Annotated in this window: 16 protein-coding genes and 1 riboswitch; of the genes, 8 read left to right on the forward strand and 8 right to left on the reverse strand. The window is 66.4% G+C overall.

Annotated elements, in window-relative coordinates; all coding sequences use genetic code 11:
- The first annotated feature begins 92 nt into the window (after nt 1-92).
- The 3 genes from RD110_RS00830 to RD110_RS00840 are packed head-to-tail and all read left to right on the forward strand — an operon-like array spanning nt 93 to nt 3,655.
- Nucleotides 93-1,133: an aliphatic amidase gene (locus tag RD110_RS00830; protein WP_076195797.1), complete on the forward strand. Its 1,041-nt coding sequence runs from the start codon at nt 93-95 to the stop codon at nt 1,131-1,133.
- Between the two features lie 4 nt (nt 1,134-1,137).
- Complete coding sequence (locus RD110_RS00835; protein WP_157900020.1) at nt 1,138-1,971, forward strand: CbbQ/NirQ/NorQ/GpvN family protein; 834 nt, start codon at nt 1,138-1,140, stop codon at nt 1,969-1,971.
- Nucleotides 1,955-3,655 carry a nitric oxide reductase activation protein NorD gene (locus RD110_RS00840; RefSeq protein WP_076204165.1) on the forward strand — a complete coding sequence of 567 codons (1,701 nt, stop codon included), beginning with the start codon at nt 1,955-1,957 and terminating at the stop codon, nt 3,653-3,655. Before RD110_RS00835 ends, RD110_RS00840 begins: the two co-directional genes overlap by 17 nt.
- A 38-nt stretch (nt 3,656-3,693) precedes the next feature.
- Here RD110_RS00840 and RD110_RS00845 read toward each other — a convergent pair whose 3' ends face one another.
- Nucleotides 3,694-4,479 (reverse strand): IclR family transcriptional regulator domain-containing protein, encoded by a 786-nt coding sequence (locus RD110_RS00845; RefSeq protein ID WP_076195801.1) that lies wholly within the window; start codon nt 4,477-4,479, stop codon nt 3,694-3,696.
- Nucleotides 4,480-4,729: 250 nt separating this feature from the next.
- On the opposite strand from RD110_RS00845, the gene RD110_RS00850 reads away from it, so the two are divergent.
- Nucleotides 4,730-6,139, forward strand: a complete 1,410-nt coding sequence (locus RD110_RS00850) for an MFS transporter (RefSeq protein WP_076195803.1) — start codon at nt 4,730-4,732, stop codon at nt 6,137-6,139.
- Nucleotides 6,140-6,202: 63 nt separating this feature from the next.
- Here the strand turns inward: RD110_RS00850 and RD110_RS00855 are convergent, their stop codons facing one another.
- The 7 genes from RD110_RS00855 to ddpX form a co-directional block, all read right to left on the reverse strand.
- Nucleotides 6,203-7,180 (reverse strand): dipeptidase, encoded by a 978-nt coding sequence (locus RD110_RS00855; RefSeq protein WP_076195805.1) that lies wholly within the window; start codon nt 7,178-7,180, stop codon nt 6,203-6,205.
- A 7-nt stretch (nt 7,181-7,187) separates the two neighbouring features.
- Nucleotides 7,188-7,967 (reverse strand): ABC transporter ATP-binding protein, encoded by a 780-nt coding sequence (locus tag RD110_RS00860; RefSeq protein ID WP_394329432.1) that lies wholly within the window; start codon nt 7,965-7,967, stop codon nt 7,188-7,190.
- A complete protein-coding gene (locus RD110_RS00865; protein WP_076195807.1) occupies nt 7,955-8,794 on the reverse strand; it encodes an ABC transporter ATP-binding protein in 840 nt (279 codons plus the stop codon). Before RD110_RS00865 ends, RD110_RS00860 begins: the two co-directional genes overlap by 13 nt.
- A complete protein-coding gene (locus RD110_RS00870; protein WP_076195809.1) occupies nt 8,791-9,711 on the reverse strand; it encodes an ABC transporter permease in 921 nt (306 codons plus the stop codon). The genes RD110_RS00865 and RD110_RS00870 overlap by 4 nt, the downstream gene beginning before the upstream one ends.
- Nucleotides 9,708-10,790, reverse strand: a complete 1,083-nt coding sequence (locus RD110_RS00875; protein WP_394329448.1) for an ABC transporter permease — start codon at nt 10,788-10,790, stop codon at nt 9,708-9,710. Before RD110_RS00875 ends, RD110_RS00870 begins: the two co-directional genes overlap by 4 nt.
- Nucleotides 10,791-12,404, reverse strand: coding sequence for an ABC transporter substrate-binding protein (locus RD110_RS00880; RefSeq protein ID WP_076195811.1), 1,614 nt, complete (start codon nt 12,402-12,404; stop codon nt 10,791-10,793). It lies immediately after the preceding gene.
- Nucleotides 12,405-12,475: 71 nt separating this feature from the next.
- Nucleotides 12,476-13,075 (reverse strand): D-alanyl-D-alanine dipeptidase, encoded by a 600-nt coding sequence (gene ddpX, locus RD110_RS00885; RefSeq protein WP_083686613.1) that lies wholly within the window; start codon nt 13,073-13,075, stop codon nt 12,476-12,478.
- 93 nt (nt 13,076-13,168) lie between these two features.
- Nucleotides 13,169-13,243, forward strand: a riboswitch (S-adenosyl-L-homocysteine riboswitch).
- A 23-nt stretch (nt 13,244-13,266) separates the two neighbouring features.
- Here ddpX and metH point away from each other — a divergent pair.
- The 4 genes from metH (at nt 13,267) to RD110_RS00905 (ending at nt 18,813) form a co-directional block, all read left to right on the forward strand.
- Nucleotides 13,267-16,008: a methionine synthase gene (gene metH, locus RD110_RS00890; protein WP_076195813.1), complete on the forward strand. Its 2,742-nt coding sequence runs from the start codon at nt 13,267-13,269 to the stop codon at nt 16,006-16,008.
- 172 nt (nt 16,009-16,180) lie between these two features.
- On the forward strand, nt 16,181-16,654 hold the full coding sequence (locus RD110_RS00895; protein ID WP_162277342.1) for a hypothetical protein: 474 nt from the start codon (nt 16,181-16,183) through the stop codon (nt 16,652-16,654).
- A gap of 60 nt (nt 16,655-16,714) precedes the next feature.
- Nucleotides 16,715-17,599 (forward strand): YihY/virulence factor BrkB family protein, encoded by an 885-nt coding sequence (locus RD110_RS00900; protein ID WP_076195817.1) that lies wholly within the window; start codon nt 16,715-16,717, stop codon nt 17,597-17,599.
- A gap of 404 nt (nt 17,600-18,003) precedes the next feature.
- A complete protein-coding gene (locus RD110_RS00905; protein WP_076195819.1) occupies nt 18,004-18,813 on the forward strand; it encodes a PEP-CTERM/exosortase system-associated acyltransferase in 810 nt (269 codons plus the stop codon).
- The last annotated feature ends 3 nt before the right edge of the window (nt 18,814-18,816 follow it).

Here is an 18,816-nt window from a genome sequence, read left to right on the forward strand (position 1 = left end):
TCGTCCGGCGCCGCTACGTCAAACAACGTATTCGCGCCGGACGTGGCGGTTTCCATAATCGGTTTCCAGACATTCGATCAACAGGAAACCCCATGATTCACGGCGACATTTCAAGCAGCAAGGACACCGTCGGCGTCGCGGTCGTCAACTACAAGATGCCACGCCTGCACACCAAGGCCGAGGTGCTGGACAACGCGCGCAAGATCGCCGACATGCTGGTCGGCATGAAGGCTGGGCTGCCCGGCATGGATCTGGTGATCTTCCCCGAGTACAGCACCCATGGCATCATGTACGACGCCAAGGAGATGTACGAGACCGCCGCCACCGTGCCCGGCGCCGAGACCGAGATCTTCGCCGAGGCCTGCCGCAAAGCCAAGGTGTGGGGCGTGTTCTCGCTGACCGGCGAGCAGCACGAGGAACATCCGTACAAGGCGCCGTACAACACGCTGATCCTGATGAACGACCAGGGCGAGATCGTGCAGAAATACAGGAAGATCATGCCGTGGGTGCCGGTGGAAGGCTGGTACCCGGGCAACTGCACCTATGTGAGCGAAGGCCCCAAGGGCCTGAAGATCAGCCTCATCATCTGCGACGACGGCAACTACCCCGAGATCTGGCGCGACTGCGCGATGAAGGGTGCCGAGCTCATCGTGCGCTGCCAGGGCTACATGTACCCGGCCAAGGAGCAGCAGATCCTGATCAGCAAGGCCATGGCCTTCGCCAACAACACCTATGTGGCCGTGGCCAACGCGGCCGGCTTCGACGGCGTGTACAGCTACTTCGGCCACAGCGCGCTCATCGGCTTCGACGGGCGCACGCTCGGCGAATGTGGTGAGGAGGAATACGGCGTGCAGTACGCGGCGCTGTCCACCAGCCTGATCCGCGACTTCCGCAAGAACGGCCAGAGCGAGAACCACCTGTTCAAGCTGCTGCACCGCGGCTACACCGGCATGATCAATTCGCAGGAAGGCGACAAGGGCGTGGCCGCCTGCCCCTACGACTTCTACACGCGCTGGGTCAACGACCCGGAAGGCACGCGCAAGTCGGTGGAGGCGTTCACGCGGCCGATGGTCGGCACCGAGGAATGCCCGATCGAGGGCATTCCGAATCCCGAGAGTGCCGGGCACCGCTGAGGCCATGGGAATGATGGGTGACGGTGGTACGGTCGTGCACCAGCTCGACGCCTGGCGGCTGCGTGCCGAGCCGTTCTACCAGCCGGCGGGGCAAGAAGTCGAAGCCTTCCTGGCCGCGCACGCCGCACGCCTGCCGCTGCTGCTCAAGGGGCCGACCGGCTGCGGCAAGACGCGTTTCGTCGAACACATGGCCTGGCGGCTCGGCTTGCCGCTGATCACCATTGCCTGCCACGAAGACCTGAGCGCGGGGGATCTCGCCGGCCGCTGGCTGCTCGACGCCGAGGGCACGCACTGGCAGGACGGTCCGCTCGCGCAGGCCGCGCGTTATGGCGGCATCTGCTACCTCGACGAACTGGTCGAGGCACGCTCCGACGCCACCGTGCTGCTGCATCCACTGGCCGACACGCGCCGCGTGCTGCCGCTGGAAAAACGTGGTGAGTTGCTGCACGCCCATCCTGATTTCCAGCTCGTGGTGAGCTACAACCCCGGCTACCAGGGCCTGCACAAGGGGCTCAAGCCGTCGATGCGGCAACGCTTCACGGCACTGGCTTTCGACTACCCCGAAGCGGGGATCGAAGCCGCGATCGTGGCGCGTGAAGGCGGTGTTGAACTCGACATGGCCGCGCGTCTGGTCGCACTCGGCCAACGCACACGCCGGCTGCAGGAACATGGCCTGGAAGAAGGGGCCTCCACGCGCATGCTGGTGCATGCGGCCGTGCTGTTGCGCGAAGGGCTGGCGCCGCGGGCGGCGTGTCTGCAGGCCATCGCCACGCCGCTTTCGGACGACGCGGACATTGGTGTCGCGCTGCGTGGCGTGGTCCATGCCAGCTTCGCCTGAGGCCAACACCCCCGGCGCCTCGCTGCCGCCTTACCTGGCCGCGCTCTGGGGCATGGAGCCGCGCCTGGCACCCATGCAGCCGTCGCCGAACGAAGCCGATGTGCCGCCGCGGCCCATCCTCTCGGGCATCGATCCCCGCGTGCTGCACTTGCCGCTGCACGCCACGTTCGCACAAGAAGACGCATGGCGCCAGGCCGCCGCAAGTCATGCCGCTGCCCATTGGCGATTCGGCGGGCCGCCGATTCCGCGCGGCAAGCTGAAGCCCGTGCAGCAGGCGCTGCTCGGCGTGCTCGAGGACGCACGGGTCGAGTGGCTGGCGCTGCAGGCGCTGCCTGGGCTGCGCGGGCTGTGGTTGCCGTTTCACGAAGGTTCCGGGGCGGCCCAGGGCAGCGGTTTCGACGCCTTGCTCGGCCGGTTGGCGCGAACGCTGCTGGATCCAGCACACATTGATCCGCACCCATGGGTGGCCAAGGCTCGTGCCGTGTTCTTCGAGGCCGATGGGCAAACGCCGGCATTGCACACGCCTGAGGCCGTGCGGCAAGCGGCCTCGCTGCTCGGCGCCGACATCGGCCAGATGCGCCTGCCGTTCAACGTGCGCACCTACCGCGTCCATGCGGCCTACCGGGACGACAACAGCCACCTGTGGCAAGCCGACGACGACCTGCCGCCGTCGGACACGCCGCTCGAAGGCGGGCAGGGCGCATCGGCGCAGCCCGACGACGCGGCCGGGGCGCCGATGGTGCTGCCGGCATCGCCCTCGCCCCGGGACAGCGGCCCGCCGCAGGAGGCGGAAGCGCCGGTGGCCGTCTACCCCGAATGGGACCGCGTGATCGGCCGCTATCGGCCCGCGTGGTGCCAGGTGTTTTCGCCACGCCTTGCGGAGACGACCGCTGCGTCGTCGGTTCCCGTTACGCCAAGCCGCCTGGTCCAGGCCCTGGCCGGCCTTCAGGGTGCCGCGATGCTGACGGGTAGCCGCGCCCGGGAAGGCGACGAACTGCACTTCGGCGCGCTCGTGGAGACGCGCATCGCCCGGCACCTGCGCCAGCCGCCCGACCCGCGCATCTACCGCCGCGTGTCGCGCCCCGCGCCACCGCTGGCCGTGCTGTTGCTGCTCGATGCGTCCGCCTCCACCGCGCATCGGGGCCCGGATGCCGATGCGCCGCTGCTCGACGAAATCCGCCACGCCGCGCTTGGCGCCGGCACCGCGCTGCAGACGCTGGGCCACCGCGCCGCGTTATGGGCCTTTGCTTCGAATGGCCGGCAATCCATCGACATGCCCTGCCTCAAGCACTGGGACGAACCGGTACACGCGCCCGCCGTCGCCCGCCGCATGGCCGCGCTGCACAGCGCCGGCTCCACGCGCCTGGGCGCCGTGTTGCGCCACGCCATGGCCGTGTGTGCGGCCGATGCGGTGCGCTGCCCCGGCTGGCACCGCGTGATCGTGTTCGTCACCGACGGCGAGCCGCACGACATCGACGTGCCCAACCCCACTTACCTCGGCGCCGACCTGCGCCGCGCCGCGATGGAGGCCCGCCAGCGCGGCATGGTCGTGCGTGCACTCGTCCTGCCGCCGGGCAAGCCGGAGGCGCTGGCGCGCTTGCTGGGGCCAGGCAGTTGCGCGCCGCTGCCGTGCGCATCCGATCTGGCGCGGCGTCTGCCGGGTTTGCTGGCGGGCTTGGGCTGAGCGGGGTGGGCCCGAAGCGCGCGGTTGCCCGCGCCGCTTCACAAGATCGGCCGCAGCGTCTCCGCCACCTCCCGCAGCACCGGCAACAACTTCGCCACCAGTTGATCCCCCGGATAGGCATCGCGCTGCACCGTGACGCTCAGGGCATAGTGGCAGCGGCCCTTGCGGTCCTTCAGCGCGACCGCCAGGCCGCGCAGGCCGAAGCTCAGGTACTGGTCGGCGGCCCAGTAGCCCATGCTGCGCGCGGCGAGGATGTGTTCCTTGAACAGGGCCGGGTCGTCGACCGTGGAGCCGGTAAAGTTGGCAAAGTCGTGTTCGGCGATCCAGGTGTCGAGCGCGAAGTCGTCCAGCGTGGACAGCAGCGCGAAACCCTGGGCCACCACATGCGCCGGCACGCGGGCGCCGGGGTGGAAGCCGATGGAGATCATGCGCGGTGCGCTGCTGCGCGCCAGGTAGACGACCTCGTGACCGTCCAGCGCGCCCACGTTCAGCGTTTCGCCGCATTGCAGCGAGGCCCGCTGCAGGTACGGCTGCACCATGCGCGGAATGCGCGCGCCTTCCAGGAAGGCCTGGCCCAGCCGCAGCACCCGCGGCAGCAGCCAGTAGAACTTGCCGTCGGTATCGGCATAGCCGTAGTGCACCAGGCTCAGCAGGTAGCGGCGCGCGGCGGTGCGGGTCAGGCCGGTGAGCACGCCCGCCTCGGTGGCGGTGAGGCGGGGGCGGTCTTCGGTGAAGGCTTCGATCACGCGCAAGCCTTTGCCCAGGCCCTCGATCAGCAGCCGGGGATTGATCGGCGCCGGTGCATCCTTGATGAAGTTGGTCATAGGGGTAACCCGTGTTTTGTGCGCATAGTGTACGCAAGCGTTCACTCAGCGATCGCGCAAACGGTGGCGGGGATGGCGGCGTCACTGCGATCAGACGTAAAGTCGCACCACTTTCAATGGTCGCCGTGCGTACAAAGCGGCCAGGACATTTCCAGGAGACAAGCGTGCACCCCCCATTCCCCGCCTCACAGGTGTGGCCGTCCACGTCGATGGCCTGCGCCTTCATCAGCATCAACTAGCGAGACATCCCATGGCCAATCACACCGGACAAGCCGCGCACAACAAGGATCAGTCGAAAAAGGCCACGGCCAGCGGCTGGATCGGCTCCGCGCTCGAGTACTACGACTTCTTCATCTACGCCACCGCGGCGTCGCTGATCTTCCCGCAGATCTTCTTTCCGCAGACCGATCCCAAGGTGGCCATCATCGCCTCGCTGGCGACCTACGGCGTCGGTTACGTGGCGCGGCCGATCGGCGCGTTTTTCCTTGGCCATTGGGGCGACACCCATGGCCGCAAGACGGTGCTGATCATCTGCATGTTCCTGATGGGTTTCTCCACCGTGGCCGTGGGCCTGCTGCCGACCTATGCACAGGTGGGCCTGTGGGCGCCGGCGCTGCTGGTGACGTTGCGGCTGATCCAGGGCTTCGCCGTGGCCGGGGAAATCTCGGGCGCGAGTTCGATGATCCTGGAGCACGCGCCTTTCGGGCAGCGTGGCTTCTATGCCAGCTTCACGCTGCAGGGCGTGCAGGCCGGGCAGATCCTGGCCGCGGCGGTGTTCCTGCCGCTGGCGCATTACATGCCGACCGAAGCCTTCAACACCTGGGGCTGGCGCATTCCGTTTCTGCTGAGTTTCCTGGTGATCGTGGCCGGCTACATCATCCGCCGCGAAGTCGATGAAACGCCCGCTTTCGCCGAGGAAGGCGCACGCCAGGCGATTCCGAAGGCGCCGGTGATCCAGGCCGTCACGGAGAACTGGCGCGACATGCTGCGCGTGATGTGCTGCTCGCTGATGAACGTGATCCCGGTGGTCACGACCATCTTCGGCGCGGCCTACGCGGTGCAACCGGGCTACGGCATCGGCTTCGCGAAAGACGTCTACCTGTGGATTCCGGTGATGGGCAACATCGTCGCCGTGCTGGTGATCCCGTTCGTGGGCAACCTGTCGGACAAGATCGGCCGCAAGCCGCCGATCATCATCGGCTCGCTGCTCGCCGGCCTGCTGTCGTTCGGCTACCTGTACGCGATCAGCATCCACAACGTGCCGCTGGCCATCGTCATGTCGCTCTTGATGTGGGGCGTGGTCTACCAGGGCTACAACGCGATCTTCCCGAGCTTCTACCCCGAGATGTTCCCGACCCGCACGCGTGTCTCCGGCATGGCGATTTCGCAGAACCTGGGCACGCTGGTGTCGGCCCTGCTGCCGGCGCTGTTCGTGGCCGTGGCGCCTCCCGGCGCGGCCAACATCCCGATCATGATCGGCTCGATCACGCTGGCCGTGTGTGTGATCGCCGCCATCGCCGCCTTCACCGCCCGCGAAACCTACCGCGTGCGCATGAACGACCTGGGCAATCCGAACGCCGTGCCGATCCCGAAGGCGGACTACGACCGCATGCGCAAGGAAATCATCGACGAAGCGCAGATGGCGCGCCGGACGGCTTGAAGCGACCGAATCCCCATACAAATGGCCCGCCGATGCGGGCCATTTTTTTGGAGCTCCAACGCTTCAGCGCCAGACCTGCTGGGCCACGCGCGCCATGTTGCCGCCCATGACCAGCGCCGCATCGTCACCGTCCATGCCCACCGCGCGCAGCGCGTCGGGCAACAGCCGCCAGCTCTCCACCGGCGTGTAGGTCGCCTTCATGATGGCGCGGTCGTAGCCCGCCGAGCGGGGCCACCAGTAGGCCGGGTCGTAGTCGCCCGGCGGCCGGTCGTCGAGTTCGCCCTGGTGGAAGCTGATGTCCAGGCCGATGCCGACATGGCGCACACCGACGAGGTCGGCCACATAGGCCGCATGGCGCGCCACATCCTGCACGGTGGGCGCATCGTTGCCGAGGAAGAACGACACCCCCGAGACACACACCACGCCGCCGGTGGCCGCGCAGGCGCGGATCTGTTCGTCGCTGACGTTGCGGCCGTGTTCGACGAGCGCCAGCGGATTCGCGTGGCTGAAGATCACAGGCTGGTTCGAGGTGGCCATGATGTCCAGGCTGCAGCGGCGGCCGGTGTGGGAGCAGTCCATTAACATGCCGGCCGCATTGACCGCCTGCACCATGCGCACGCCCAGCGGGGTCAGGCCGCGCTCGACGTCATGGCAGCCGTCGGCCACGCTGTTGTTGCGGTTGTACGCGAAGTGGATCTGGCGTACGCCCAGGCTCGCGTACAGCGCCACCATGTCGGGCTGCTCCAGCAGCGGCATGGCGCCTTCCAGGTCGAAGCCGATGGCGATCTGGCCGCCGGCCTGGGCCTGCGCGATGTCGGCCATGCTGCCGGCCAGCCGGTAGCGGTCGGGATGGGCGGCGATGGTGGCGCGGAAGCCGGCGATCACGGCCATCACCTGCGCCACCGGATTCATGTCCATGCCGACATTGATCGACACGTAGTTCACGCCGGCCTCGCGCAGCCGGTCGATCGGCGCGAAGCTGGCCTGCGGGTGCAGTGGCAGGCAGGCATGGGATTCCCAATTGACGCGGGCAGGGATCATGGGGTTTTCAGGAAATGACGGGTTTGCGGCGGAAGCCGGTGGAGGCGTCCATGAGTTGGCGGGTATAGGGTTCGGCCACACGGTGCGCGGCCAGGTCGCCGGAGGCCAGCATCTCGACCGTGCGGCCGCGCTGCATCACCATCAGCCGTTCGCACAGGTGCGTGACGACGGCCAGGTCGTGGCTGACCATGACGAAGCTCAGGCCCCGGCGCGCGCGCAGCGTCTCCAGCAGGTTGAGCACTTCGGCCTGCACCGAGGCATCGAGCGCCGAGGTGGGTTCGTCGAGCAGCAGGATCTGCGGCTCCAGGATCAGCGCGCGGGCGATGGCGATGCGCTGACGCTGGCCACCGGACAGCTGGTGCGGATAACGAAAACGGAAGCCCGTGCCCAGGCCCACCTCGTCGAGTGCGCGCTCGATGCGCGCCTGTTCGTCGCCGATGCCGTGGATGGCCAGCGGCTCGGCCAGCAACCGGTCCACGGTGTGGCGCGGGTGCAGCGAACCATACGGGTCCTGGAACACCATCTGCACCAGGCGGCGAAATGCCTTGCTGCCGGGTTCGGGCTGGGGCCCCGGGCCGAGCAGCCTGACTTCGCCCGATTCGCGCGGCGCCAGCCCGCAGATGGCGCGCAGCACGGTGGATTTGCCCGAGCCCGACTCGCCGACGATGCCGAAGCTCTCTCCGGGCTTTACGGTGAACGAGCTGTCGGCCACGGCGACGAAGCCGTCGAAGCTCACGCGCAGGTGCTGCACGTCGAGGCCGATGGGTTGGTGACTTACAGGGCCCACTCCGGCCTCCGGTCCAATGTGGGCAAGGGATGCCGGTGTTCGCCGAGTTGCGGCAGGCAATTCAGCAGGCCCAGCGTGTACGGGTGTTTGGCCTGGGCCAGGCCGCCCGCGCTGAGTTCCTCGACCACGCGCCCGGCATACATCACCAGCACGCGGTCGCAGAAGGTGGAGACCAGCCGCAGGTCGTGCGACACGAACACCAGGCCCATGCCGCGCTCGGTCACGAGGGCGTCGAGGATCGCCAGCACCTGCAACTGCACCGTCACGTCGAGCGCTGAAGTGGGTTCGTCGGCGATGAGCAGCTCGGGGTTGGCGATCAGCATCATCGCGATCATCGCGCGCTGCCCCATGCCGCCCGAGACCTCGTGCGGATAAAGTTGGTAGACGCGTTCGGGGTCGTCGATCTGCACCGATTCAAGCGCGGCCAGCGCGCGCTTTTTCGCCTCGCCGCCCGGCACCTTGGTGTGGGCCTGCAGCGCCTCGACGATCTGCTCGCCGATGGTCATCACCGGGTTGAGCGAAAACTTCGGGTCCTGCAGCACCATGGCGATGTGGCCGCCGCGCAGTGCGCGCCGCTGCTTGGGCGGGCAGTTCAACAGGTCGATGCCGTTGAAGGCCAGGCGCTTCGCCGTGACGATGCCGCCCGGTGCCGTCAGGCCCAGGATGGCGCGGCCGGTCTGCGACTTGCCCGAGCCCGATTCACCCACGATGCCCAGGCGCTCGCGGCCCAGCGTGAACGACACGCCGCGCACCACCTCGGTCCGGCCGCCTTCGCGGTTGGGGAACGAGACACGCAGGTCGTCGACGACGAGGAGCGGCTCGGTCATTTGACCCCCTTGGGGTCGAGTGCGTCGCGCAGTCCGTCGCCCACCAGATTGAACGCCAGACTCACCAGGAAAATCGCCGCACCGGGTGCTGCCGCCACCCACCAATGGTCGAGCACGTACTGCCGGCCGTTGGCGATCATCGCGCCCCATTCAGGCATCGGCGGTTGTGCGCCCAGGCCGAGGAAACCCAGCCCGGCGGCGGTGAGGATGATGCCGGCCATGTCCAGCGTCACACGCACGATCAGCGACGACAGGCACAGCGGCATGATGTGGTGCAGCACGATGCGCCACGGTGAGGCGCCGATGAGCTTGACGGCGGCGATGTAGTCGGTCTGGCGGATCGTCAGCGTCTCGGCGCGGGCCATGCGCGCATAAGGCGGCCAGGCGGTGATGGCGATGGCGATCACCGCGTTCTCGATGCCCGGGCCGAGCGCGGCCACGAAGGCCAGCGCCAGGATCAGCCGCGGGAAGGCCAGGAAGATGTCGGTGATGCGCATCAGCGTGGCGTCCACCAGGCCGCCCGCATAACCCGCGACGGTACCGACCAGCAGGCCGATGGGCGCGGCCAGCACCGCCACCAGCACGACGACGAAGAGCGTGATACGCGAGCCGTGGATCAACCGCGAAAGGATGTCACGGCCCTGGTCATCGGTGCCGAGCCAGAACTGGCCCGAAGGCGGCAACAGGCGCGTGGTGCGCAGGTCGCCCACCGTCGGCGAATAGGGCGCGAGCAGCGGCGCGAAGATCGCCACCAGGATCAGCGCCAGCACGATGAACAGGCCGAGCATGGCCAGCCGGTTGCGCATGAACACGCGCCAGGCGCCGTAGGCCCGGCCCCAGGCCGCCTGGCGCCGCGAGGCGGGCCGGTCGGACATCAGCCAGTCGTGCAGGCCGGGTTTGATGGGCGATGTACTCATCGGCTACGGGTGCGTGGGTCCAAGGTTCTGTACAACACGTCGGACAAAAGATTGAGGCCGATGTACACCGAGCCCACGGCGATGGTGCCGCCGAGCACGGCGTTCATGTCGGCGTTCTGCAAGGAATTGGTGATGTACAGGCCCAGGCCCGGCCAGGCGAACACGGCTTCGGTCAGCACCGAGCCTTCGAGCAGGCCGGCGTACGACAGCGTGATCACCGTGACCAGCGGCACCATGGCATTACGCAGCGCATGGCGCCAGATGATGCGCGCCTCCGACAGCCCCTTGGCGCGCGCCGCCACCACGTATTCCTGCGACAGCTCGTGCAGCATGAAGGAGCGCGTCATGCGGCTGATGTAGGCCAGCGAAAAATAGCCCAGCAGCGAGGCGGGCAGGATCAGGTGCGACAACACGTTGGCGAACGCATCCCACTGGCCGGCCATGGCCGCGTCGAGCAGCAGCAGGCCCGACACGTTGGCCAGCGTGTATTCGTAGACCACATCGACCCGCCCCGGCCCGCCGACCCAGCCGAGCCGGGCGTAGAACAGCACCAGGGCCATGAGTCCGAGCCAGAAGATCGGCACCGAATAACCGATGAGGCCCATCACCCGCACGATCTGATCGACCCAGCGGCCCTGGCGCACGGCGGCCCACACACCGAGCGGCACGCCGAAGCCCACGCCGATGAGGATGCCCAGCGTAGCCAGCTCCAGCGTGGCAGGAAACGCGCGGCGGATGTCGTCCATCACCGGGTGCGAACTCAGCACCGAGGTGCCGAAGTCACCGCGCAGGATCTTGCCGATGTAGATGACGAACTGCTCGTAGAGCGGCTTGTTGAAGCCCATCTCCTCGCGCACGCGCGCCACCAGTTCGCCCGAGGCGCGGTCGCCCACGATGGCCAGCACCGGGTCGATCGGCATCACGCGGCCGATGAAGAAAGTGACGGCCAGCAGGCCGAGGTAGGTCAACAGGATGACCACCAGGAAACGGCCTGCGTTGCGGAGCGCGCGCAGGCGACGGTTCCTGGCTGGCCCGGCGCCGGGCAGTGGGCTCGAAACGCTCAACTTCGGCTTCGGCAGTTACTTCTTGCTGACCAGGAACATGTAGTTGGTGTCGAAGGTCGGGCCGAGCTTGAAGCCATCGACGTTGCTGCGCACGGCCGCCACTTCGGTCTGCTGGAACAGCATGATGAAGGGGCTGGTCTTGCGGAACTCGGCCTGCATGTCCTCGTACATCTTCTTGCGCTTGGCGGTGTCGCGTTCGAGCACGGCGGCGTCGGCCATCTTGTCGAGCGCGGGCACGATCCAGGCGTTGCGCCAGGCCAGCGGCTTGGCCTTGGCGTCGTCGCTGTTGTCGCTGTTCTGCACGAAGGTGGCGTTGGTGTGCGGGTCCCAGTAATCGGCACCCCACTGGCCGATGTACATGTCGTGGGTGCGCGCGCGGTACTTGGTCAGCACCTGCTTGCCGTCGCCGGGGATGATCTCGATGTCGATGCCGGCGCGCTTGGCCGTCTGCTGGAAGGATTCGGTGATGCCCTGCACCGGCTGGATGGTGCGCATGTCGATGGTGACCTTGAAGCCGTTCGGCAGGCCGGCCTTGGTCAGCAACGCCTTGGCCTTGTCCACGTCGAGCTTGTAGGGCATTTCGGTGCTCGCGCCGAGCAGGCCGACCGGCATGAAGTTCTGGTCGATCACGCCGATGTTCTTGATGAGGGTGTCGCCGATGGCCGAATAGTCCACCAGCCACTTCAACGCCTCGCGCACCTCCGGCTTGGCCAGGTTCGGGTTCTTCTGGTTCAGGCTGATGTAGTAGACCGTGCCCTTGGGTGCCGAGGTGGTCTTGACGTCCTTGTTGCTGGCCAGCGCGGCGAGGTCCTGCGGCGCCAGGTTGCGCGCGATGTCGATGTCGCCTTTCTCCAGCAGCAGGCGCTGCGTGGCCGATTCCTTCACGTGGCGGTAGAGCACGCGCGCCAGTGGCATCTTGGGGCCGTAGTAGTTGTCGTTGCGCTCCAGGGTGATGACTTCGTTGGCGCGCCATTCGCGCAGCTTCAGCGGGCCGGAGCCGGCGTAGCCGGTCTTCATCCACGCGTAGCCCCAGTCGCCGTCCTTTTCGTGGCTGGCGACGAGCTTCTTGTCGACGATGGCCCCCACGTTGGCGGTGAGGCAGTTGAGCACGAACGACGGCGCGTAGGCTTTGTCGGTTTCCATCGTCAGCGTGAGCGGGCCGGTGGCCTTGATCTTGTCCTTGACGGAATCCTTGCCGAAGCCGAATTGGGTGAGGATGAAGGCGGGCGACTTGTCGAGCATCACCGCGCGCTGCAGTGAATAGGCCACGTCCTCGGCCGTGAGCGGGTTGCCCGAGGCGAACTTCAGGCCGGGCTTGAGTTCGAAGGTATAGGTCTTGCCGTCGGGCGAGATGGTCCAGGCCTTGGCCACGTCGCCGACGAGCTTGGAGGAGTCGGCGGGGTCCAGGCGCACCAGGCGGTCGTAGGTGTTGCCCATGATCTCGCCGGCAGACAGCTCGAAGGCTTCGGCCGGGTCCATGGTGATGATGTCGTCGAAGCCGAAGGCCACGACCAGGGTGTCCTTGGGCGTGGCGGCGACGGCGGAATGCATGCCCGCGGCGAGCACGAGGGCGGACGCGGCGGCCGCGACGAGGATTCGGCGATTCAACACGGGGCTCAGGGTGCGCATGGGGAAGTCCTTCTGTTGTATAGCGGCAAACGGGTGAAGCTTACCGATCGACTTCCAACGCAAGAACCATGCTAACCCTCGGTGGCGGTCTCCGTCGTTGCCAGGTGCATCGGGCTCAGTTCGCCGAGCAGGGCGCTGTCGATGAGCGGATAACGGTCGTTCGCCGGCAGGGCGTAATGCCACCATTCGTGGGGCAGGTGCACGAAACCGGCGTCTTCCATTACCTTCATCAGCAGCAGCCGGTTGGCCTGGGCAACCGGCGACACGGCGTCACTGAAATGGTGCGAGGCCGTGGTCATGTCGTCGAAGCCGGTGCCCATGTCGAGTTCGGCGCCCTGGCCATCGACCAGGGTCAGGTCCACGGCCGTGCCGCGGGTATGGTTGGAGCCGATCTTCGGGTCGGCCACATAGGCCTGGTCCGGCGCGGTTTCCCACAGCCTGACCTGGGCTTCGTGCGGACGGAACGCGTCGAAGATCTTCAGGCGGTAGCCGGCGTCCGCGGCGAGCGCGACCGCACGGCGCAGGCAGGCTTCGGCGTCGCGGTGCAGCAGGCAGACGGCCCGGTCGTAGATGCGCTGTCCGGCAACGTTGTCCGGCGTGGCATAGGCCAGGTGCAGCTGCACCTGGTGGGTTTCTGGGGTGATCTGGACGAGAGGGTGTGGCATGGGCATCGGCGCGCAGGCGGCGAACACGGCGAAAAACCTTCGATTATCGGGTGGAAGCCGCCTCGCTGCTGGCGCCGGGATGTGGCGGTAAAATCCGGGCTCCCAAGGAGCGTTGCAGCGGCCCACCCGGATGGGTGCCGTCAGGCTTGGGAACACCAACGACGCTCGCCTGATTCCTCGACCCACAGGTGAGCCGCATGCCCGAAATTTCCGTTCCTCCCTTGAAGCTGTCCGGCCTGGAGCCCGTCTCCATCGGCGAAGGCGCGCTGTTCGTCAACATCGGCGAGCGCACCAACGTCACCGGCTCCAAGGCCTTCGCCCGCATGATCCTGAACGGCGAGTTCGACCAGGCCCTGTCGGTGGCGCGCCAGCAGGTGGAGAACGGCGCGCAGGTGATCGACATCAACATGGACGAGGCCATGCTCGACAGCAAGGCGGCCATGGTGCGCTTCCTGAACCTGATCGCCTCCGAGCCCGATATCGCGCGCGTGCCGATCATGGTCGACAGCTCGAAGTGGGAGGTGATCGAGGCCGGCCTGCGCTGTATCCAGGGCAAGGGCATCGTCAACTCGATCTCCATGAAGGAAGGTATCGAGAAGTTCAAGCACGAGGCCCGGCTGGTGCGGCGCTATGGCGCGGCGGCCGTGGTCATGGCCTTCGACGAAAAGGGCCAGGCCGATACCTTCGCGCGCAAGATCGAGATCTGCGAGCGCGCCTACCGCGTGCTGGTGGACGAGGTGGGCTTTCCGCCCGAGGACATCATCTTCGACCCGAACATCTTCGCCGTGGCCACCGGCATCGAGGAGCACAACAACTACGCCGTCGATTTCATCGAGGCCACGCGCTGGATCAAGCAGAACCTGCCGGGCGCGAAGGTGTCGGGTGGGGTCTCCAACGTGAGCTTCTCGTTCCGCGGCAACGACCCGGTGCGCGAGGCCATCCACACCGTGTTCCTGTACCACGCGATCCAGGCCGGCATGGACATGGGCATCGTCAACGCCGGCATGGTCGGCGTGTACGACGCGCTCGAGCCGGTGCTGCGCGAACGCGTGGAAGACGTGGTGCTGAACCGCCGGCCCGATGCCGGCGAGCGCCTGGTCGAGGTGGCCGAAACCGCCAAGAGCGGCGCCAAGGACGAGAGCAAGAAGAACGACTGGCGCGGCACGCCCGAGGCGCCGGTGAGCGTGGAAGACCGGCTCGCCCATGCCATGGTGCACGGCATCACCGACTTCATCGTGCCCGATACCGAAGAGGCCTACCAGGCCATCCTCGCCAAGGGCGGCCGGCCGCTGCACGTGATCGAAGGCCCGCTCATGGCCGGCATGAACATCGTGGGCGACCTGTTCGGCCAGGGCAAGATGTTCCTGCCGCAGGTGGTGAAGTCAGCGCGGGTGATGAAGTCGGCCGTGGCGCACCTGATCCCCTACATCGAGGAGGAAAAGCGCCAGGACGAGGCCGCCGGCCGCGACGTGCGCACCAAGGGCAAGATCATCATCGCCACGGTGAAAGGCGACGTGCACGACATCGGCAAGAACATCGTCACCGTCGTGCTCCAGTGCAACAACTTCGAGGTGGTGAACATGGGCGTGATGGTGCCCTGCCACGAGATCCTGGCCAAGGCCAAGGTGGAGGGCGCGGACATCGTGGGGCTGAGTGGCCTGATCACGCCGAGCCTGGAAGAGATGCAGTACGTGGCCGGCGAGATGCAGAAGGACGACCACTTCCGCATCAAGAAGATTCCGCTGATGATCGGCGGCGCCACCACCAGCCGCGTGCACACCGCGGTGAAGATCGCGCCGCATTACGAGGGCCCCGTCGTCTACGTGCCCGACGCCTCGCGCAGCGTGGGCGTGGCGCAGAGCCTGCTGTCCGACCAGGCGGCCGCATACATCGACGAGCTCAACGCCGACTATGAGAAGGTGCGCATCCAGCACGCCAACAAGAAGCAGGTGCCGCTGTGGCCGCTGGCCAAGATCCGCGCCAACAAGACGCCGGTGGACTGGGGCGCCTACCAGCCCACCAAACCGAAGTTTCTGGGCCGGCGCGTGTTCAAGAATTTCGACCTGACCGAACTCGCCAAATACATCGACTGGGGCCCGTTCTTCCAGACCTGGGACCTGGCCGGGCCTTTTCCCGCCATCCTGAAGGACGAGGTTGTCGGTACCGAGGCGGTGCGTGTCTACGCCGATGGCCAGCGCATGCTCAAGCGCGCCATCGAAGGCCGCTGGCTCACCGCCAACGGTGTCGTCGGCCTGTACCCCGCGAACACGGTCAACGACGACGACATCGCGTTCTACACCGACGAGTCGCGCAGCGAGATCGCGCTGACCTGGCACGGCCTGCGCCAGCAGGCGGAAAAGCAGGCGGTGGATGGCGTCATGCGCCCGAGCCGCTGCCTGGCCGACTTCGTGGCACCCGCTTCCAGCGGCATCGCCGACTACGCGGGCGTATTCGCGGTCACGGCCGGCATCGGCGCCGAGAAAAAGGAAAAGGCCTTCCAGGAAGACCTGGACGACTATTCGTCGATCATGCTCAAGGCGATTGCCGACCGGCTGGCCGAAGCCTTCGCCGAATGCCTGCACCACCGCGTGCGCACCGACCTGTGGGGCTATGCGCCGCGCGAGTCGCTCAGCATCGAGGAACTCATCGGCGAGAAATACCAGGGCATCCGGCCCGCGCCCGGTTATCCGGCCTGCCCCGACCACAGCGTCAAGCCGGCCATGTTCGATCTGCTGCAGTGCGAGGAGATCGGCATGAGCCTGACCGAGAGCCTGGCCATGTGGCCCGCGGCCAGCGTCAGTGGCTTTTTCATCGGCCAGCCGGAAAGTGTGTATTTCAATGTAGGCCGCATCGGCGAAGACCAGTTGCAGGATCTGGCGCGCCGACGCGGCATGGCCGAGGGCGAACTGCGGCGGCTGTTGGCGCCGGTGCTGGGGTGACCGCGGATGAGTTGAGCTCTCCATCCGCTCTGGATGGCATTTTCCGAGACGCGCCGTCACCCACTTCGGGTTTACCCTGGCTTACAAAAAAGGCGCCACGGTACCGCTGTGCGGATTTACCTTTCCTTCTGGCCTCTAAATTGCGTCAGGGTCTTTGACTCTGAGGAACCTCATGTTACGTGCCGAGATGCGGACTTCGCCGCACCCTTCTTCTGTCGAATCTTCCCACCGGGCGCCCGTGCCCGCGCCAGGCTTGTTCTCCTCGCCGTGGATGAAGGCAGGCGTGTGGCTGCTGGCCGCCGCCTCGCTTGGCGTTTCCCTCGTCTACACAGGCAGCGAGGAGCACGTGGCTTCCCCGGGCTATGCGCTGGACCGGGACTGGGCCGCAAGTTCTCCGCTGGGTGTGGGCCCTGCGGCGCAAGCCGCGGCACCCCAGGCCGCGGCCACGCCGACCTGCGCCGTCTGCGGCAGGGTGGAAGCCGTCGCGTCGATGCCGCATGTCCAGGCGTCCGGCAAGAAGACCGTGTTCGAAGTCAGGGTGCGCATGGAGGATGGTCGCGCCCAGACGGTACGTGTGGAAAAGCGCCTGGCGGTGGGCACCCCGGTGATGCTGGAGCACGGCGTTCTGCGCGTCGCCAGCGCCTGATCCCCGCTTGACCGGGGTTGGCGTTTCACGCGCGGCGGCGCGGCGCCTTAGGATGTGGCCATGCGCCTGTCCTTGCCAAGACTTCTTTCCACGCTGACCGCGCCCGTGCGCACCGTGCATCGCGCCGTCGAACTCTGGCTCGAGGCCGACGGCCTGCGCATGAGCGCCGCCATGTCCTTCTACGGCATCCTGAGTCTCGCGCCGCTGCTGGTGCTGGTGGTGGCCGTGGTCGGATGGTGGGTGGACAAAAGCATCATCGAACACAACCTGATCCAGCAGATCCGCGAGTTGATCGGCGTGCAGGGGGCGCAGCTCGTCCAGCAGGCGCTCGACAGCGCCAAGCGGCCCGCCGAGGGCGCCCTGGCATCGGTGGTGGCGTTCGTGCTGTTGTTGTCTGGCGCCACCGGGGTGTTTGCCGAACTGCAGAACGCCTTCGAAATGCTCTGGCAGCACGGCGTGCCCAATCCCGTCAAGCCGAAGTGGTGGCGCAGTGCCTCGCTGCGCCTGCGCGGCATCGCCTACATCCTGGCTTTCGGCTTCCTGCTGCTGGTGTCGCTGGTGATTTCGGCGGCGCTGAACTTCGTCTCGGGATGGGCCGGCAGCCGATGGCTGCTCGAGGCCGTGTTTTTCGTGCTCAACGAACTGGTGTCTTTTGCCTTCTGCACCGGCCTGTTCGTGGCGCTGATGCGCATGAGCGTGGGCCGCAAACCGTCGCTGCGCTTCCTGGTGATGGGGGCGATGGTCGGCGCCCTGCTGTTCACGCTGGGCAAGCACCTGCTCGCGGCGTACCTGTCGGGCGCGGCGGCCGTGTCGGCCTACGGTGCCGCCGGCTCGCTGGTGGTGATGCTGATGTGGATCTATTTCTCCTCCGCCATCCTGCTGTTTTCCGCCTGTTGCGCGCGTTGCATTGCGGACGCCGCGCTCGACCGCGGTGCGCCGGGCTGACGGCGACCCCGAGACGTAATAAACGCCGGTGCAGGTAATGAGTTGTGTCGCCAGTCCGCCGACCGTGCCACCGCTGCCCCTACTCGGGTGGCAATCCAGCCAGGGAAATACGAAAATCGTCCATTCCGCAAGCGCAGTCTGCAGAAGCAGCTACTGATTTAATAGCAGATCATGGTCAAAAAAGGCCGAGCGGCTGCGGCCTTTTCCGCCTTTTGGAAACGCCGATTTGCGTCAATATGATGACAGCCCGCTATACCAGAGTCTGCCCTGAAATCAAAGGGTACTAGTCACGTTTACTGACATTTTGTGACCTCATCGTAGGACGAATGCCCGTAGCATTGTAGTTTTAAAGATGTCATACAAGCGGTGTCTACTGCAATGGCACACAGTCCGAGGGAACTCCAATGCCACAACAACATCACACGCAGCCCGGGGATCGGTTCAATCGCTATTTCAAGATTGCCCCGGCTTTGTGCGATCAACTTCGTAACGAGGTGTTTCACATTCGCCACGAGGTTTACGCACGGGAATTCGGATTCGAACCGCTTCGTGCTGACGAAAAAGAGACAGACGCCTACGACCGCCATTCCTTGCACTGCATCGTCAAGACCGCCGACGACGCCGATCACCTCGTGGGTTGTGCCCGCATCGTCATGCCGGACCCCGACGCACCGCATGCGCCGCTGCCTTTCGAGATCGCCTGCCGCGACACGCTGGACCGCAGCATCATTGACCCGGCCAAGCTGCCGCGCCACCGCATCGCCGAGGTGTCTCGCCTCGCCGTGATGGCGGATTTTCGGCGGCGCAAGGGTGAGAAGCTCTCGGCCGACGCGAGCCTGAACGAGCAGGACTTCGGCGGCGTCGGTGTGCACCGTTTCCCGAACATCCCCCTGAGCCTGTACAGCGCGGCCGTGCTGATGGCGCAGCGCCAGGACATCGAATACCTGTTCGTCCTGACCGAGCCGCGCCTGTCCAAGCATTTCGCCAAATTCGGCGTGAACATCACCCCGATCGGCGAACCCATCGACTTCCATGGCATCCGGGTGCCGTCGGTGATGCGCGTGGCCGAAATCTACCCCGGCTTGCGCACGCTGTTTCGACCGATCTGGCACGCGATCGAGAAACAGCTCGACGTCGCCTACGCAGCCGGTTTGCCGGTGGTGTCTTCCCAGGCCGATTTCGAAACCAATAGCGAACTGCTCGCACTGCACTGACGC

This window comes from Rhodoferax koreense, assembly GCF_001955695.1.
Classification (GTDB): Bacteria; Pseudomonadota; Gammaproteobacteria; order Burkholderiales; family Burkholderiaceae_C; genus Rhodoferax_B; species Rhodoferax_B koreensis.

What these genes read in the sequence shown, in the direction of transcription:
- RD110_RS00830 (WP_076195797.1), top strand. Translation starts at nt 93, where the DNA reads ATGATTCACGGCGACATTTCAAGCAGCAAGGACACCGTCGGCGTCGCG.
- RD110_RS00835 (WP_157900020.1), top strand. Translation starts at nt 1,138, where the DNA reads ATGGGAATGATGGGTGACGGTGGTACGGTCGTGCACCAGCTCGACGCC.
- RD110_RS00840 (WP_076204165.1), top strand. Translation starts at nt 1,955, where the DNA reads ATGCCAGCTTCGCCTGAGGCCAACACCCCCGGCGCCTCGCTGCCGCCT.
- RD110_RS00845 (WP_076195801.1), bottom strand. Translation starts at nt 4,479, where the DNA reads ATGACCAACTTCATCAAGGATGCACCGGCGCCGATCAATCCCCGGCTG.
- RD110_RS00850 (WP_076195803.1), top strand. Translation starts at nt 4,730, where the DNA reads ATGGCCAATCACACCGGACAAGCCGCGCACAACAAGGATCAGTCGAAA.
- RD110_RS00855 (WP_076195805.1), bottom strand. Translation starts at nt 7,180, where the DNA reads ATGATCCCTGCCCGCGTCAATTGGGAATCCCATGCCTGCCTGCCACTG.
- RD110_RS00865 (WP_076195807.1), bottom strand. Translation starts at nt 8,794, where the DNA reads ATGACCGAGCCGCTCCTCGTCGTCGACGACCTGCGTGTCTCGTTCCCC.
- RD110_RS00870 (WP_076195809.1), bottom strand. Translation starts at nt 9,711, where the DNA reads ATGAGTACATCGCCCATCAAACCCGGCCTGCACGACTGGCTGATGTCC.
- RD110_RS00880 (WP_076195811.1), bottom strand. Translation starts at nt 12,404, where the DNA reads ATGCGCACCCTGAGCCCCGTGTTGAATCGCCGAATCCTCGTCGCGGCC.
- ddpX (WP_083686613.1), bottom strand. Translation starts at nt 13,075, where the DNA reads ATGCCCATGCCACACCCTCTCGTCCAGATCACCCCAGAAACCCACCAG.
- metH (WP_076195813.1), top strand. Translation starts at nt 13,267, where the DNA reads ATGCCCGAAATTTCCGTTCCTCCCTTGAAGCTGTCCGGCCTGGAGCCC.
- RD110_RS00895 (WP_162277342.1), top strand. Translation starts at nt 16,181, where the DNA reads ATGTTACGTGCCGAGATGCGGACTTCGCCGCACCCTTCTTCTGTCGAA.
- RD110_RS00900 (WP_076195817.1), top strand. Translation starts at nt 16,715, where the DNA reads ATGCGCCTGTCCTTGCCAAGACTTCTTTCCACGCTGACCGCGCCCGTG.
- RD110_RS00905 (WP_076195819.1), top strand. Translation starts at nt 18,004, where the DNA reads ATGCCACAACAACATCACACGCAGCCCGGGGATCGGTTCAATCGCTAT.